Below are 15,796 nucleotides of genomic sequence, written 5' to 3'. Positions count from 1 at the left end.
ACTGTGCAACGGTCAGATACTTCCTTGATCTCCCTAAGCTTGTGGGTGATGAGCAGGATCGTCTTTCCCTCCGCCCTGAGAGCCTTGAGAATTTCCATCAGTTCATCAATCTCCTGTGGGGTAAGGACCGCTGTAGGTTCATCAAAGATGATGATGCTTGCATTACGGTAGAGGGTCTTGAGAATCTCGACACGCTGTTGTTGCCCGACCGATATATCCTCGATCAAGGCATCCGGGTCAACCTGCAAGCCATACTGTTTACTGAGTTCAGCAACACGCTCTCGAGCGCTCTTCAAATCAAGAACACGTCCCTTCACGGGTTCCATTCCCAGCACAATATTCTCTGTGACAGTGAAGTTCTGTACAAGCTTGAAGTGTTGGTGCACCATGCCGATTCCCAGTGACGTTGCCACATTGGGATTCTTGATTTCCACAGGATTGCCATCAAGCAATATTTCCCCACTGTCAGCGATATACGATCCGAACAAGATGGACATCAGCGTCGATTTACCTGCCCCATTCTCACCAAGCAGGGCATGTATTTCCTGTTTCCTTACCTGGAGTGTTACCCTGTCGTTTGCCACCACGCCGGGAAACGTCTTGGTGATATTCTTCATTTCAATTGCGTATTCACTCACCCTCAGCTCCTCTTTGTCAGCTCTCTTTGAGTCCACGGACTCCAATGGATTCAAAGAGAGCCGGCAGTTTCCTGCCGGCTGGGTAACACTTAGTCGTCAAGTGCGGAAAGCCCACTGGGAGCTGCGCCATTGGCCAAAGCATCCTTGTAGGTCTTGTAAATTTTGATCTTTCCACTGATAATGTCAGCCTTTGCTGCTTCAACCTTCTCAATAACGCTCTTGCTGAGTTCAGGGTTCGCAGTTGAGTAACCGACACCATCGTCTGCCATTCCCATCTGTACCACACCACCCTTGAAGGAACCGTCGGCAACTGCCTCGAGGACCATCAGGGAAGAGTTTTCAACACGCTTGAGCATACTGGTGAGTACAGCACTCTTGTCACCGCTGTACAGTCCATCAGCATACTGGTCACTGTCTACGCCGATTGCCCAGACATTCTTACCCTGCATGCGATACTCCTTGGCCTGTGCAATGGTTCCGTTTCCGGTTCCACCAGCTGCGCTGAAGATGCAATAGACACCATTGTCATACCAGTTCTTTGCCTGTGCTTTAGCAAGCTCCGGCTTGCCCCAGTCGTTGGCATAGTAGTCATAGATTTCTGCATCGGGGAAGACAGAGAGGATACCCTGCACATAGCCCATCTCAAACTTGGTGATGGTAGCACCGGGAACACCACCGATGAATCCAAACTTCGGATTCTCAATTCCATCTTCCTTTGCCTGGAGGGCTGCAACCAAACCAACGAGGTAGGAGCCCTGTTCCTCGGAGTAGATGAACTCCATGACGTTCGGCTGTCCAACCCAGTCAACGTCAACGATGGTGAATTTCTGGTCAGGATACTGTGGTGCAACTTCACCAAGAGCATCTGCCCAGGTAAAACCGGTGACCATGATCAAGTCATACCCCTCGTCAGCAGCCTGACGGAGATTCGGGATATACATATCCTGGGTCTGTGCAGTTACCACATCATACAGTGTACCGCGACCGGTTGCATTCTCTACGGTATCACCGTAGTACTCTACGATCCCCCTCCACGCTGCTGCGTTGAAGGACTTGTCATCAATACCGGTCGCATCAGTGAGCAAACGGATGGTTGGTCTGCCATCAGCCTGTGCGGGAGCAGCTTCTTTACCGCCCTGTGCGAACACCATGGTGCCCATCACCAGAACCAGCAGCAAAATACTTACTTTCTTCATGGATTACCCTCCTTGGTAGTAGGTCCGTGATTATAACGTACCTCGTATTGTAACACAAGAAAGTAAAAATGGAATATTGAGTTTTATTGCTATTTTGTCAATATATATCGTTCAAGAGCCAAGGCTACCCCATCATGTTCATTGGAATCAGTAATGACATGGGCATGAGATTTCACTTCATCTGATGCATTGTCCATAGCCACCGCGAGTGCAGCAATATCAAACATCGGCAAATCATTGTAGCCGTCACCGATTACCATCAAGGAGCTTTCATCCTTTCCGAGCAGGGAAAGCAATACCTGGAGGCTGCTCGCTTTTTGCACACCTTTGGCGGTAATTTCCATGAAGCATGGTTCACTGAAGCCCAGATCGGCAACATCCCCAACCAATGGCAACAGGTCTTCCCTTGCCTTCTGCAAGAGGAGGGGTTCTCCTACAATCATAACTTTCGGCATCGGTTGTGATACTTCCTCGATGAGATTGGAAACTTCTCTGATCGGAATGGCATTGTTGTAAGCTTCCTTGGCGACATGCACGTCATCAGCCATCTCGGTAATAACACCTTCCTCGTCATAGGAAAGAGCAGCAAGGTGATGGTCACGGGCGTATGAGAAACATGTATGGATAGTCCCAAGGTCCACGGTACGTTCCCAGAGGACCTGACTTGTTTGAGTATCAAAGAGCTGTCCGCCATTATAGGCCAGGATTGTGCCTTCACTGCCCAGGAGGTCAAGGGAGGAAGCGACATGCTCAATGCCCAAGAGTGGCCTGCCACTGGCCAGTACGATATGGCAACCCTGTTCCCTGGCTCTTTTGATCGCGTCCCTTGTGCGAGGGGTGATCTCCTTCTTCTCGTTGGTGAGTGTGCCATCCAAGTCAAGAGCTACTACCGTATACATAGGTATTTCCTCCAGGAAAACAAAAGACTCCCCATTCCATTTCCTGAAACAAGGAGTCTCTTTCTTTACGATCGGGCAGAGAGGATTTGAACCTCCGACCCCCTGGTCCCGAACCAGGTGCGCTAGCCCCTGCGCTACTACCCGTAATAGATACAGCCGCGGTTCAATATACCTAATAGCTGAGAAGCTTGTCAAGCGAAGCAAAATGACCTCTATATTGGCTATTCTCAACCTATTCATTGACAGTGGCTAGGTGAAATGGTATTTTTCACAAGACTGTCCGTAAAATGCGGAAAATGCACGGGAGAAAGAGGTTTATCATGTCTTCAAACGACAACACAAATGGAAAGAAACCCGAAGAGAACGGGAAAGTACTCGCCTTCGGAAAAAAAGAAAAGAAGAGCACAGTAGAGAAAAAAGGTAAGCATGAAGCCGCACTCAAGCCGAAGCGCAGAATAACCATCGGATGGGTGTTTGGAATGATCGTCTTGATCCTGATCGCCATTTCCTTTGTGTTGGCCCCTGCTATTCAGGCCTTTGTCGGCCAAGGCACCAGCGATGGAATTGTGTTTGGCAAATACGGCAAGGAAGAGATCAAGTATGCTTATGGCAACTACTTCTATGACCAGGTCCAGAACTATGCCAATGAGTACAGTGGCTCTAATGCAAACCAAACCCAAGCCCTTTACCAGATCTGGAAGAGCGCATACGACAGCACGGTCTTGTTCACTGCGGTCAACCAGATTGCATCCAAAGCCGGTATCATTGCAGCTGATGAGGTGGTAAAGCGTGCAATCATTGAAAGTGGCGCCTATGACAAGGATGGGAAATTCGATGTCAAGACCTATCAGGATGCTTCGGCTGAACGAAAGGCTTCTGTTGAGAAATCAATCCGGCGCAGCCTCCCCTACCAGATGGTAATCGACGATGTGGGTACGGTACTCTCCTCCTCATCCGAGATTGATTACATTGCTGAAATGGCGAGTAATGGAAGAACGTTCCGTTATCTCAGTCTCAGTCCTGCACTCTACCCTGATGAACTCGCCTCCCAGTATGCACTACAGAACAAGCAACTCTTTTACAGCATGGATATGAGCATCATCAGTATGGACAGCCAGGAAAATGCCCAGGCAGTGTATGACTCCATCGTAAGTGGCGAGACCTCTTTTGAAGAGGCTGCAACCCAGAACAGTCTTGACTCCTATGCTGCTGAAGAAGGAAAGGTTGGCCGTCTGTACTACTACGGTCTGGTTTCCAACTTCAAGAATGCTGATGAAGCAGTCTCCTTGCTCTCCGCAAAAAGCGGTGATGTACTTGGCCCCTTTGAGGCAAATGGTGCATGGGCAATCTACAAGTTGAACAGCACGCCGGAAGAAGCTGACTATGCCAGCGAAGAACTCCTCGCTTCCGTCAAGGCATACCTGGCAACAAACGATAGCGCCATCATCGATACCTTCCTTGCCGACCTTGCTGCAGATTTGCGGGCAGAGGCTGCAAGCAAAGGACTTGAGGAAGTAGCACTTGAGCAGGGCCTCTCGTTGGTTGATGTAAGCGCAACTCCCTACAACTTGGGAGAGAGCCAGTACATGAGCAACTTCTCCTATACCGATAATGCAGGGCTGCTCGCCAAGGCTGCCAGCAATGAAGATGTTGCCAAGCAACTCTATACTGCTGAAGAGAACACACTGCTTGATCCAATCAAGTCAGGTACTTCCTACCTCCTTGTTGAGACTGGTGAAGATGTCCAGGACGATACAATGGGCAGCTATATCACCATGTTCTATGACTACTACAGTGGAGCTCAGAACCAGCAGGACTTCAGTCAAGCACTCTACTCCTCTGATGTATTTGAGGACAACTTCCTGACCACATTCCTCAACGTCGTACTGGGACAGGGCAAATAACCTTTTGCCCCTTGCATCTATCAAGCCGGTACTGATGTGCCGGCTTTTTTTATTACCGGTTTCGTGGTAGATTATAATTATCCATGAAACGGTCATCACGCCCAATTTATCGAATATTGACACTGCTCTTTGTAGCGCTACTACTCATTGTAGGAATTGCATCGTATATCATCATCGATCGCTTATCCAATAAAAAAGTCTTTGAAGAAGTCAGCCGATACACAGAAAAAGTTGTCATTCCCCAAGAGTCCTTCGATCTACACAAAGCAGTTCATGAGGGAAAAGCCTTTACCTTGGAGTTTCCGGAAAGCGGGGAGTTCACGATTCTCTGGGGAACCGATTTCCATCTCAGGAGGGGGCCTTTTTCAGGCAGGGACAAACTCTATGCTTTATTGGAGAAAGCTTTTAAAGAAACAGACCCCGATCTGACCGTCATTTCCGGTGACCTGCTGTTTTCCTTTAATGCAAAGGAGATGCTCAACGAGTTTGCAACCTTCATGGAGGAACATGGCCAGCTTTGGGCCTACTCTTTTGGTAATCATGATGGAGAGCATGCCTATGACCGGCCTACACTTGCCGGTGTATTGGACGACTACCCCCACGCACTCTTTTCCAGTGGTGAGGAGTGGGTACGTGGCTACAGCAACTACCCGCTTGTACTGACACAGGATGGAGTGGGGAAAGATGCAATTGTGCTCCTAGACTCTCATCATAGTAGAATCTATGCAGACAATGTCATCGCTCCGGACTATATCTATCCTTCCCAGATAGCGTGGTACCGTTGGATCGAAGATGGATTGGGAGATATCCCTTTCTATGCTTTCACCCATATTCCATTACCCGAATTTACATTGCTATGGGAAAGTGGAACCGCAAAGGGGGTGAAACTTGATAAGACTGTCAATGTACCTCTGGAGAACAGTGGCCTGTTTGCCGCCATGCAGGAGAGAGGAAACACTGTGGCTGTTTTCTGTGGCCATGACCATTTGAATGATTTCCATGGAGTTTGGGAATCCATAGACTTACACTACGGCAGAAGTGCAAGCTATGGGTCCTATGGATCCAGGGACCACGCGAAAGGACTAAAAACCATCACGCTTTATGCGGATGATGCTCCCTATATGGTCAGGACCTATACCGTGGACCAGTGGGGACTGTAGGAGGAATGGTAATGGAACATGAAGTAACGCAGCAGCAGGATCTACTCAACAGGAAGGGGCACATCAAGGAAGAAGGTTGGGCTCGCCATCCGCTTTGGCGGTATGACCGGTCTTTCATAAAGGGCGGGCGTCTCAGGATCAAGGAGTGGGATTACTATGCAGTCATCAATACAGAAAACCGCTATGCAGTAACAGCCACAATCAGTGACCTGGGGTATGCAGCACTCTTTGCCATCAGCTATATCGATTTTGATCGAAAAGCTGTAAGCCAGACTGATGCACTACGCTTTTTCCCTCTTGGAAAGATTGGCCTGAGTGCTTCCAGCACTGAGGACAACCAAGTTTCCTGGTCAAACACCAACCTACGACTTGCATTTATCAAGAAGGGAACACAGCGGCATCTGATGGGTGCGTGCCCTTCCCTGGTGCTTCCCGACGGAAGTGTAGGTCTCGACTTTGACATAGTCCTCACCCAAGAACCGGAGACAGAGAGCCTGAATATTGCAACCAGCTGGAGCGAACAGCGTAAGGCGTTCTATCTCAACGAGAAGATCAACTGCCTCCCTGCCAAAGGGAATATTCGAAGGGGTATGGAAAGTGAGGAATTACTCGAGGGGGAAGCATGGGGTGTACTTGACTGGGGACGTGGTCGATGGACCTATCAGAACACCTGGTACTGGGCAAGTGCCTCTGCCTTGGTGGAAAATGTCCCCTTCGGCTTGAACCTTGGCTATGGGTTTTCTGACAGAAGCACAGCGAGTGAGAATGCCATCTTCTATAATGGCAAGATACATAAGATCGGCACGGTTGAATTTGTATTCTCAAGGGAAGACCTAAGCAAGGCGTGGAGAATCAAGGACGACCAAGGCAGACTCAACATGGTATTCACCCCGGTGGTTGACCGGTCCAGCAATACCAATTTTGTGGTGATTCAATCCAAGCAACACCAGCTGTTCGGGTATTTTAGCGGGACCTGTATTCTTGATGATGGCTCTGAGATTGCAATCAAGGATGTCCCTGGGTTTGCAGAAGAGGTCTACAATCGATGGTAGGGCTTTTTCCATAATTCGGATGTGTATGTCTTGCAAGAACTTGTTCATTTGTATAAACTGGGGAAGTTGTATTGCATGTCTCGGTATATTTAACCGATAATCCACTCATACATTAACATTATCAGGAGTTCCATGTCAGAGTTATTAAGCTTTGCGGACCTAGGACTGTCCGCTCAAACCATTGCCGCCGTCAAATCCAAGGGATTTGAAGAACCAACAAAGATCCAAGCAGCGTGTATTCCATTGCTTCTCAAGGATCAGGTTGATGTCATCGGCCAGGCACAAACCGGAACCGGCAAAACTGCCGCTTTCGGTCTCCCTATTCTAGAAATCGTAGACCCTTCTGTAAGGCAGGTCCAGGCACTTATCCTCGCTCCCACGAGAGAGTTGGCTGTTCAGGTTGCCGAAGAGATTAATTCTCTGAAGGGAGATCGTCATTTGGAAATCGCCGCTGTCTATGGGGGAGCCTCCATGGACTTACAGCTCAGAAAGCTACGCCGAGGTGTCCACGTAGTTGTCGGTACCCCCGGTCGTATCCTCGACCACCTTAGAAGGGGGTCCCTCAAGCTGGATCAACTGAAGTTCGTTGTTTTGGACGAAGCTGATGAGATGCTTGATATGGGATTTGTCGAGGATATTGAGGAAGTATTGAAGCAGACTCCGGAAAACAAGCGTATGCTCTGTTTCTCTGCTACCATGCCCGCCCCTATCCAGCGCCTTGCCGGGAGGTTCATGCATGAACCCCAAATGGTAAAGATCAAGCAGGAGACCCCAACCAGCGATCTCACCGACCAGATTTATGTTGAGGTAAGAGAGTCAGACAAGTTCGAAGCATTGACCCGTATCATCGATATGGAAGAGAGCTTCTACGGAATTGTATTCTGCAGGACCAAGGTCCAATGTGATGAAATCGGCCGAAAGCTGATGGATCGCGGGTATGATGCAGAACCATTGCATGGTGATCTCTCCCAGAAACAGAGAGAAAACATCCTGCACAAAATGCGGGACAGATCGATCAGTATCATCGTTGCCACTGATGTGGCTGCCCGTGGTATCGACATCTCTGACCTCACTCATGTTATCAATTTCTCTCTCCCTGAAGATCCGGAGGCTTACATCCACCGTATCGGAAGAACAGGTAGAGCAGGAAAGAGTGGAATTGCCATCACCTTTGTAGGACCCAGGGAGTTCAGACGGTTCAGCTTCATTCAGAAGGTATCAAAATCAGAAATCCGACGGGAGTCAGTACCTGATGCAAATGATATCATTGAGACCAAGCGAACAAGAATCATCAGTCAGCTCTCTGCCATTACTACGGAGGAAGGACAGGGAAGCGCCTTCCTTACCATTGCAGAACAGCTCTTGGAGGACAAGCGTCCTGAGGAAGTGGTAGCTTCCTTGCTCGAACACTTCTATAAGGATGAGTTGGATGTATCGAAGTATCAACACATCTCCTCAGGCAGGAATGAAAGCGGTCCGAGGGAACAGCGTGGTGAAGATAATGGTTTCACCCGTCTCTTTATCGCTCGCGGTAGGAAAGATGGGCTTGACAAGCGAAGGCTTGTTGACTACCTGATTGAACAGGTTGGAGCTGAGGACCGTGATATCCAGAATGTGACGGTCAGGGATGATTTTTCCTTCATCAGTGCTCCACTGCAGGTTGCTGAGCGCATCTTGCAGACGTTCAGTTCTGTGGGATCAGAAGGCAAGCCGATCATCACCCGAGCAAAACCGGACAACCCCAACGGCAAGCACCTCTCTGGAAGAAGAAGCGACCGCTATGATGACCGCCCCAGCTCTTCTGATCAAAGAAGCTCCGGCAGACGTCCTCGCAGAGGCAATGATGATTATCAGCCGTATGGTAGGGATTCCTATGGCGGTGGTGATGATTATTACTCCCGACCCAGTAGTTTCCAGGATGACCGCTCTGGCCGTTCCCATGGAAAATACAGTGCACCGAAAGGGAAAAAAGGCTCCCGCCCCAAGAAGCGGTACCGAGACTGATTAACATACGCCCACTGGTACTTCCAAGTGGGTGTTTCACCTGTTCTTCCATGCTATACTGGTAGGCCGAATTGAGTTTGGAGTGATATGAAATTCGATTTTCTTTCCTTTATAGGCAAGCATAGCAAAATCACCTTGGCTCTCGTTCTCTTGGTGACCGTGTTCTTCGGCTATCATGCAGCTCATTTGCAGCTTGATGCTGATTCGTCACCTTGATGAATGAAAGCGAACCCCCCTCCTTGTATCAAGGAGGGGAAGGACCGTACGTCCCTCCCGTACAGGGTTCTCTCGTTGAAGATACCACAATCCCTGAAACCATGCAGCTTGAGACTGGAGTGCTCGGGAATCATCTCATCGCTGATATTTCTGCAGGCACCCCAACCGAAGATCCACCATTTACAACGACTTATCTCGTATTGGTGGAAAGCGAGCGTCTATTCGAGGCGGACAGGCTTGCTATCATCAACACCACAATGGAGCAATTGGAAGCCACTGAATACCTGGGGAACAAATTCTCCGTGCTCGATTTCGTAACACTGGAAAAGAAGGGCACCAGACTCATGAGTGTCCCCTTCGCATCCCAGGATGAGTGGGATGAAGCCGATGCCCAAATGCTTAGACAGCGGATTGAACAGGATCCCATCGTAAAGAATTACCTGGTCAGCGATGACCTAAGCGGGATGCTGTTTTCCTTTGATTCTATCGCACTCACCCCAGAACAGGAGAAGGAGCTGTCGGCAATGCTGGATCCCCTGCGAGATGAAGGGATGGAAGTACATATCAATGGTGGAGCGGTTATCACCAACCTCTTGATCAAGTACCTCAGCAGGGACCTCAGCATTCTTCTCACACTCTGCTTCATCGCAATCCTCATTGTGTATTACCTGAGCTTCCGGGCAAAGCGAAGTGTATTGCTCCCCTTCTCCATGTCCATCATTGGTATCATCTGGACCTTTGGTACCATGCGACTGCTTGGATATTCACTCACTATTGTCAATATCGTAACTCCCTGCATGGTACTCAACCTTGGCTCTTCCTATGCCATCCATGTAATCGGAGAATATTATACTGACTATGCGAAGGGAATGAACTCCATTGAATCCACCAAGAAAATACTCAGGACCATCTTCTTCGCCTGCCTCACGACGGTTATCGGTTTTCTCAGCCTACTGTTCTCCAAAACCCCTGCCCTCAGGGAGTTTGGAATCGCTGTTGGGATCGGGGTAACCTACTGTGCAATCCTCGCTTCCACCTACCTTCCAGCTCAGCTCAGTTTGGTTGTCCCCCCCAAGAAGGTGCAGATCAGGACCTACAAGAAAGGATATCTCGCACAGCTCGTAGTATTGACCGACAACCTCGTCAAGAAAAAATATGTCCTCTTTTTTCTTCTCTGGCTTGTGGTTATCGCTGGCTATGGGCTAACCAAGGACCATATCCCTGTAAACACCAATTACATGTCCTACTTACCCAAAAAGGACTCATTCGCCCAGAGCTCACGTCACTTTGCCCAGAAGATGGGGGGTGACACGCCCTATATCATCACCATCGAGGCACCTGAGGGTACAGAGCAGTTCTTCCTCCAAAGCGAAAACCTGTCCCAGGTATATGCGTTTGAAGAGGCTATTCGTTCAGAAATCCCTGATGTTCGGCAGATTCTCTCTTTTGCAAGCTACGTAAGTTTTGCCAATAAGGTGTACAGTGGGGAAGAGGGCATCCCCTCCTCCAGAGGATTACTGAACCTCATCAATCGCATGATCATCCTGATGAGCAACCAGAATGATGATACCCTGGGCGCCATACTCAATCCAGAAGGAACCAAACTTACCATCTTCCTGCAAAACTATGACTCAGTGGACAAGGATCTCATGACCATTTCCAGTTCCACCCGCATTGAAGAGGGTGTAAAACGATTGCTTCCGCTTCTGCCGAACGGCACTCAGGTGAACCTGGGAGGAGAACCACACAAGGTGATTCACTTCTCCTCAACCTTGCTCTCAGACCAGAGCAAGAGCACCTCTGCAAGCTATATATTGGTATTTCTTGTGGTTCTGGTGGCCTTCAAATCAATCTCTTTGGCTTTTTATGCACTTATTCCTATTCTCACAGGGGTTATGGCAATCCACTTCCTCATACGATACAAGAACAAGCTTGCTGAAGGGAAGCAGTCGATCGAGGTGATGTTGTCTGAGACAATCAAGGAGACAGGGCGACCCATCATCCTCACTACCTTGTCCATTGTAGCAGGCATGATGATGTTCCTCTTTGCCAGCTATACCCCGGTACGTTACTTCGGAAGCCTGATGAGTATCGCCCTACTCAACTGCATGCTTGCCACCTTGATGGTTATGCCTTCGGTTATTACCCTTACCACACGTATCAAGCGTCGTCTTGCACACTGAGACCAAGGAATTAGCCCAGCAGGCAAGTGAGAAACGCTCGCTTGCCTGTTTTGACCTCTCTCCCATCTCCTTCCTTTTCTGCTTGTCAGAAACAATGGCAGCAAGTGCGTTTACAAATGAATGACTCTCATCACAGATATAGCCACATCCTTCCTCCTCGACTGAAAACCCCAAACTATGGTCTTCACGTAGAACTACCGGAAGCGAGCTTGCCATTGCTTCAACAAAACCAAGTCCTTGGGACTCGCGGACAGAGGATGAGATGAATATGTCGGAAATCCTGTAATAGAGATGGATATGTTCAGAGGGAATTGCTCCGGCAAATACCACGAGTCCTTCCAATCCTAGATCAGCAACCTGCTTCTTAAGACTATCCTCCTTTGGACCACCACCCACCAGGAGCAACCTGGCCGATGGTTCAAGGAAGGAGAGAAGGAAGAAATCATCAATACTTCTGTTCACGCGTTTCTCGCTGGATAGTCGACATACCGAGACCAGAATGCAATGCTCCTCGGTGAAACCAAAACGGGCGCGCAAGGAAGCAATTTCCTCAGCTCCCATTGGACGTTGAAATCGCTCCAAGTCAATGCCACTGGGAAGAACAACTATTGGTTGCTTTACATGGTAACGCTCCAACATATGGCTGTGAGAGAGGGATGGACTGATCAGAAGATCACAATAACGTACCCGTCTCTTTACGATGGTTGCCATCATGGTATCCCAGAGTGTATGCCTAATCCGGCGTGAAGCATCATAGCGGGTAAAATCAGTGTGGCAGGTGTGGATCAAGGGAATATCCAGTGCTTCTGCGATTCTTCTTGCCCACCCCATGGTGATGAACTCATTGTTGGAGTGTACAATGTCAGGTTTCCAGGAGAGGATGTCATCAAGCAGAGGATCATGATAGGAGAAGGTCAACTGGGAATCCCTGAGAGGTTGTATCCTGCTGCCCTTCATGTAATAGACCCCATCTGTATACGAAGAGACAGGTGATTTTCCTATGGTGAGCAAACGTACTTCATGACCAAGCTGGCCAAGCATGTTTTGTTCATTAACCACTACGGTCGTCACACCAGTAATATGCGGTAGATAGAAATCTGTAGTGACAAGAATTTTCAACCAGAACGCTCCTGACCCTCATGATACCTCGTACCTATCTTAGACGCAAGCAATGACCGTAAAGACAGTCCCTCTACTTGTTGCAGTCCGGTTTTTACCATATTCTTGACGCATGCACATAGCATTTTTATATGTCGATGCAGGGAAGGGCCATATCACCCCTGCAAAAGCCTTGAGTGATGCCGCACTCAGGCTGGGCCACACCACGGTTGTTGCTGATTTGTTTGAATCAGTCAATGCACCTATCGTCAATTGGATGAGTAAATCCAACTGGAGGATGATGTTGCATTTCCCTCGTCTCGAGGTATTCATTGATTCCAAGCAAGACTCCTGGTTTAATGCAAGGCTAATCCGTTTCTTGGGAACCCACAGTCATGCTTTGAAGGACTTCAAAACATGGTATGACGCAAATTCCCCTGACTGTATTGTTGTTACCCACTTTCTTGCTGGCTGTCTGATCCAGCCTATCGTTGCCAAGCTAGGATTACCGGTACCAGTATTTGAATATGCTGCAGATGTCGTATTCACCCCTCGGCTGGGAATCAATTCTGCATTGGATCGATTGTATATCTGTACCCACTTGGGGAAAGAACTTGCCATGGCGTTTGGTCAAGAGGAAAAAACGATTTCCATCTGTCCATTCCCCCTGAAAACACAGATGATGCACACGGCATTCCCCGAAAAACAGCAGGCAAGAAAAAACCTGGGTATGATGATGGACCGATTTACCGTATTGCTTAATCTTGGGGGAGAAGGTATTGGAACAACCGATTTCCTTGAGGAGGTACAGAAAAGGAATCTCGATTGGCAAATCATCACTGTGGGAACACTCAGCAGTAGCACGAAATTACAGTACAAGCGTTTCAAGGAAAAATATCCATCCTTTCCTCTCCATACCCCTGGCTTTGTTGATAATATCCAGGACTATATCTGTGCCTGTGATGTACAGGCTGGCAAGGCTGGAGCCAATGCCCTAATGGAGTCCCTCTATCTCAAACGTCCCTTCCTGATTTCCAGCTTACTCTATACAGCAAAACCCACTACTGAGTTTTTCAAGCGGCACAAGGTTGGCTGGGTGGAAAACACGATTGAAAAGCAAGTCGATATCCTACAGGCATACAGCGAGGACAGCCAGGCACAAGAGGCAATGAAGGAAGCTTTTAAAAAGCTTCCCACCACCTTTGATAGTGACGCGTTTGCACGCATGATTGTCAAGGACGCAGAGAAATTTCTCCAAGAGAAAGATACCAATATGCAATAAGAAGGGTATCTATCATCTACCTCGTGTCAACCTCGCACTCCCTTTACACTGATTTCCCTCATACGATATAGTTCTACGTAACGGAGGCCTCGTGTAAAACCAAGGTTTGTACACGTGCTAAGTCATCCACCAAATCCAATCATATAGGAGCTCTCTATGGCTGAAGGAATGATTTCTTCAGAGGGGAGGCAGGTGGGTGGTTATATCACCCGTGTTTTGAGCGGAATGGCTCAAGGCCTCTTTGCCTCACTCATCATTGGTCTTATCATCAAGCAAATTGGACATTACAGTTCCATTCTCCTGCTCGAACACATCGGTATGGTTGCCCAGTACCTTACCGGTCCTGCAATCGGGATGGGAGTTGCAATCGCTGTAGGGGCTAGTCCTCTCGGAGTGCTGGGAAGTGCTGCAGCAGGTGCTGTAGGGGCTGGAACCTTCTCCTTTACTAACGGGATAGCCCTGGCTCTTGGAGAGCCATTAGGTGCTATGATAGCAGGTTTGGCAGCAGCGGAAAGCTCAAAAAAAGTTGCAGGAAAAACTGGTGTCGATATTCTTATCGTTCCGCTCACCACCATCTTGGTCGGATCATTGGTAGGATATTTCATTGCTCCTCCCATTGCAGCTTTGATGAAATACATTGGGGCCTTCATCAACTCATTGACCACATTGTATCCACTGCCGATGGGTATCCTGGTCTCTACCGTGATGGGCGTGGTACTCACGCTTCCGATCAGTAGTGCTGCGATCAGCATCAGCCTAGGGCTCGATGGGCTTGCAGCAGGAGCGGCAGTTGTTGGTTGTAGTTGCCAGATGATTGGCTTTGCAGTGAGCTCCTACAAGGAGAACAAACTCGGAGGGTTGCTGAGCCAAGGGCTCGGGACGAGTATGATCCAGATTCCAAATATCTGGAAGAATCCCCTGATCTGGATACCCCCTACCCTGACCTCTGCAATCCTGGGACCAGTCAGTACTGTGCTTTTCAAGATGGAGAACAACAGCGCAGGGGCTGGCATGGGAACAAGTGGCTTGGTCGGACAGTTCAACGCTATCGCAGTAATGGGATTGGAGGCTTGGCCGGTGGTTCTCTTGATGCACTTTCTACTCCCTGCTCTCATCACCCTCTTATTCAGTACGTATATGAGAAAAAAGGGCTGGATCAAGGAAGGTGATATGTTGCTGACACTACGATAACGCATCTCAAGGCAAAAGAAAGCCCAACATATTCGGAGTGTTGGGCATTTTTCATATAATGATGGGTTAATCAGAAGAAGAGCTCAAAACTCACTGATAATTCCCATTCCACGTCAAGGGGATCAATTGTTCCTTTCACTGCATCCATAACATCAAAGAGATTGAAGCCGAGGGCGATACGCATCGGGTGACTGGGGAATCGATCAAGGACACCCCACCCTTCCATACCTGCGGTTGCAAGGAGAGAATAGCCTTCCTCGGCATCAGGATTTCCAAATATGCCTATATCAAGGAAAGGGTTCGCATAGGATTTGGCGAATCCAAAATCAATGAACTCCATCATGAGGTTCAAATTGAGCACGCCACCGTAGGGAATCGTCCCATTTACGGGTTTAATTGCGTTTGAACGAGAGAGGTATCCCCTATAGTACTCGGAGACATTCTTGTCCTCTGAGGGCAGGAAATAATACTTTTTTGGATTTAATCCAGAATAGAACCCATTGAACCGGAGGTGTGGATTGAATCTCCATATAACGAAGGGGAACCAAGTGATATTGCTCTCAACATACCAGTAACTCATATTCTCGAAGTCTTCACCCTGGTAATCACGATAGACGTGCTTGAAGTTGAAGATAAGCCCTTCACGGTATTTATCCTTGCTGGAGAGGTAATTGACCCGTCCTCCGTTGCTGATTGTATTGGTGTATTCCAGGTACTGGGCCAAGGATTCCCTTCCATACAGATACTCAACTCCCGGGGTGAACGAGGTAGACCATCTCCAACCGATGAAGGGAAGCTTGAAGTTCGTTCCGAGTGTGGTGGAGAGAGTTGCATCATGCAGATTCTCATCCTCGACTTTCTTGGTGGTAAGGAGTGAAATCTTGAAGGAAAGAGGTCGTGTGTAGAGTTTCATGTCATGCTGTATGAGGTTGGTTTCTGTCTTGAGATTGGTGAGACCGTTATTCCTCTCAAG

At 48.5% G+C, this 15,796-nt stretch carries 13 protein-coding genes and 1 tRNA gene; 8 read left to right on the top strand and 6 right to left on the bottom strand.

Annotated elements, in window-relative coordinates; genetic code table 11:
• From AB7S66_RS07190 to AB7S66_RS07175, 4 genes are all read right to left on the bottom strand, one after another.
• The coding region (locus AB7S66_RS07190) for an ATP-binding cassette domain-containing protein (RefSeq protein ID WP_428518771.1) at positions 1-617 on the bottom strand (617 nt) is incomplete at its 3' end.
• Between the two features lie 110 nt (positions 618-727).
• On the bottom strand, positions 728-1,834 hold the full coding sequence (locus AB7S66_RS07185) for a BMP family lipoprotein (protein ID WP_428518770.1): 1,107 nt from the start codon (positions 1,832-1,834) through the stop codon (positions 728-730).
• 89 nt (positions 1,835-1,923) lie between these two features.
• Entirely contained in the window at positions 1,924-2,733 is an 810-nt protein-coding gene (locus AB7S66_RS07180; protein ID WP_428518769.1) for a Cof-type HAD-IIB family hydrolase, read from the bottom strand.
• 71 nt (positions 2,734-2,804) lie between these two features.
• Positions 2,805-2,877, bottom strand: a tRNA-Pro gene (locus tag AB7S66_RS07175).
• A 176-nt stretch (positions 2,878-3,053) separates the two neighbouring features.
• On the opposite strand from AB7S66_RS07175, the gene AB7S66_RS07170 reads away from it, so the two are divergent.
• The 6 genes from AB7S66_RS07170 to AB7S66_RS07145 all read left to right on the top strand — a co-directional run bounded on the left by AB7S66_RS07170 (position 3,054) and on the right by AB7S66_RS07145 (position 11,252).
• Positions 3,054-4,637: a SurA N-terminal domain-containing protein gene (locus AB7S66_RS07170; RefSeq protein WP_428518768.1), complete on the top strand. Its 1,584-nt coding sequence runs from the start codon at positions 3,054-3,056 to the stop codon at positions 4,635-4,637.
• An 83-nt stretch (positions 4,638-4,720) separates the two neighbouring features.
• A complete protein-coding gene (locus AB7S66_RS07165) occupies positions 4,721-5,797 on the top strand; it encodes a metallophosphoesterase (RefSeq protein ID WP_428518767.1) in 1,077 nt (358 codons plus the stop codon).
• 11 nt (positions 5,798-5,808) lie between these two features.
• Positions 5,809-6,849, top strand: a complete 1,041-nt coding sequence (locus tag AB7S66_RS07160; RefSeq protein WP_428518766.1) for a DUF2804 domain-containing protein — start codon at positions 5,809-5,811, stop codon at positions 6,847-6,849.
• 132 nt (positions 6,850-6,981) lie between these two features.
• Complete coding sequence (locus AB7S66_RS07155; RefSeq protein ID WP_428518765.1) at positions 6,982-8,853, top strand: DEAD/DEAH box helicase; 1,872 nt, start codon at positions 6,982-6,984, stop codon at positions 8,851-8,853.
• Between the two features lie 87 nt (positions 8,854-8,940).
• Complete coding sequence (locus tag AB7S66_RS07150) at positions 8,941-9,069, top strand: hypothetical protein (RefSeq protein WP_428518764.1); 129 nt, start codon at positions 8,941-8,943, stop codon at positions 9,067-9,069.
• Positions 9,069-11,252: an efflux RND transporter permease subunit gene (locus AB7S66_RS07145; protein ID WP_428518763.1), complete on the top strand. Its 2,184-nt coding sequence runs from the start codon at positions 9,069-9,071 to the stop codon at positions 11,250-11,252. Before AB7S66_RS07150 ends, AB7S66_RS07145 begins: the two co-directional genes overlap by 1 nt.
• On the opposite strand, the gene AB7S66_RS07140 is transcribed toward AB7S66_RS07145, so the two are convergent.
• Positions 11,166-12,371, bottom strand: a complete 1,206-nt coding sequence (locus tag AB7S66_RS07140; protein WP_428518762.1) for a glycosyltransferase — start codon at positions 12,369-12,371, stop codon at positions 11,166-11,168. The genes AB7S66_RS07145 and AB7S66_RS07140 overlap by 87 nt on opposite strands.
• Positions 12,372-12,483: 112 nt before the next feature.
• On the opposite strand from AB7S66_RS07140, the gene AB7S66_RS07135 reads away from it, so the two are divergent.
• Both AB7S66_RS07135 and AB7S66_RS07130 read left to right on the top strand, forming a co-directional pair.
• Complete coding sequence (locus AB7S66_RS07135) at positions 12,484-13,632, top strand: UDP-N-acetylglucosamine--LPS N-acetylglucosamine transferase (protein ID WP_428518761.1); 1,149 nt, start codon at positions 12,484-12,486, stop codon at positions 13,630-13,632.
• A gap of 156 nt (positions 13,633-13,788) precedes the next feature.
• Positions 13,789-14,823 carry a PTS transporter subunit IIC gene (locus AB7S66_RS07130; RefSeq protein WP_428518760.1) on the top strand — a complete coding sequence of 345 codons (1,035 nt, stop codon included), beginning with the start codon at positions 13,789-13,791 and terminating at the stop codon, positions 14,821-14,823.
• 70 nt (positions 14,824-14,893) lie between these two features.
• On the opposite strand, the gene AB7S66_RS07125 is transcribed toward AB7S66_RS07130, so the two are convergent.
• The coding region (locus AB7S66_RS07125) for a hypothetical protein (RefSeq protein WP_428518759.1) at positions 14,894-15,796 on the bottom strand (903 nt) is incomplete at its 5' end.

It is taken from the genome of Sphaerochaeta sp. (assembly GCF_050178175.1).
In the GTDB taxonomy this organism is placed as follows: Bacteria; Spirochaetota; Spirochaetia; order Sphaerochaetales; family Sphaerochaetaceae; genus Sphaerochaeta.
The sequence above is the reverse complement of the archived record's forward strand: the minus strand, read 5'-3'. Positions and strand labels throughout refer to the sequence as shown.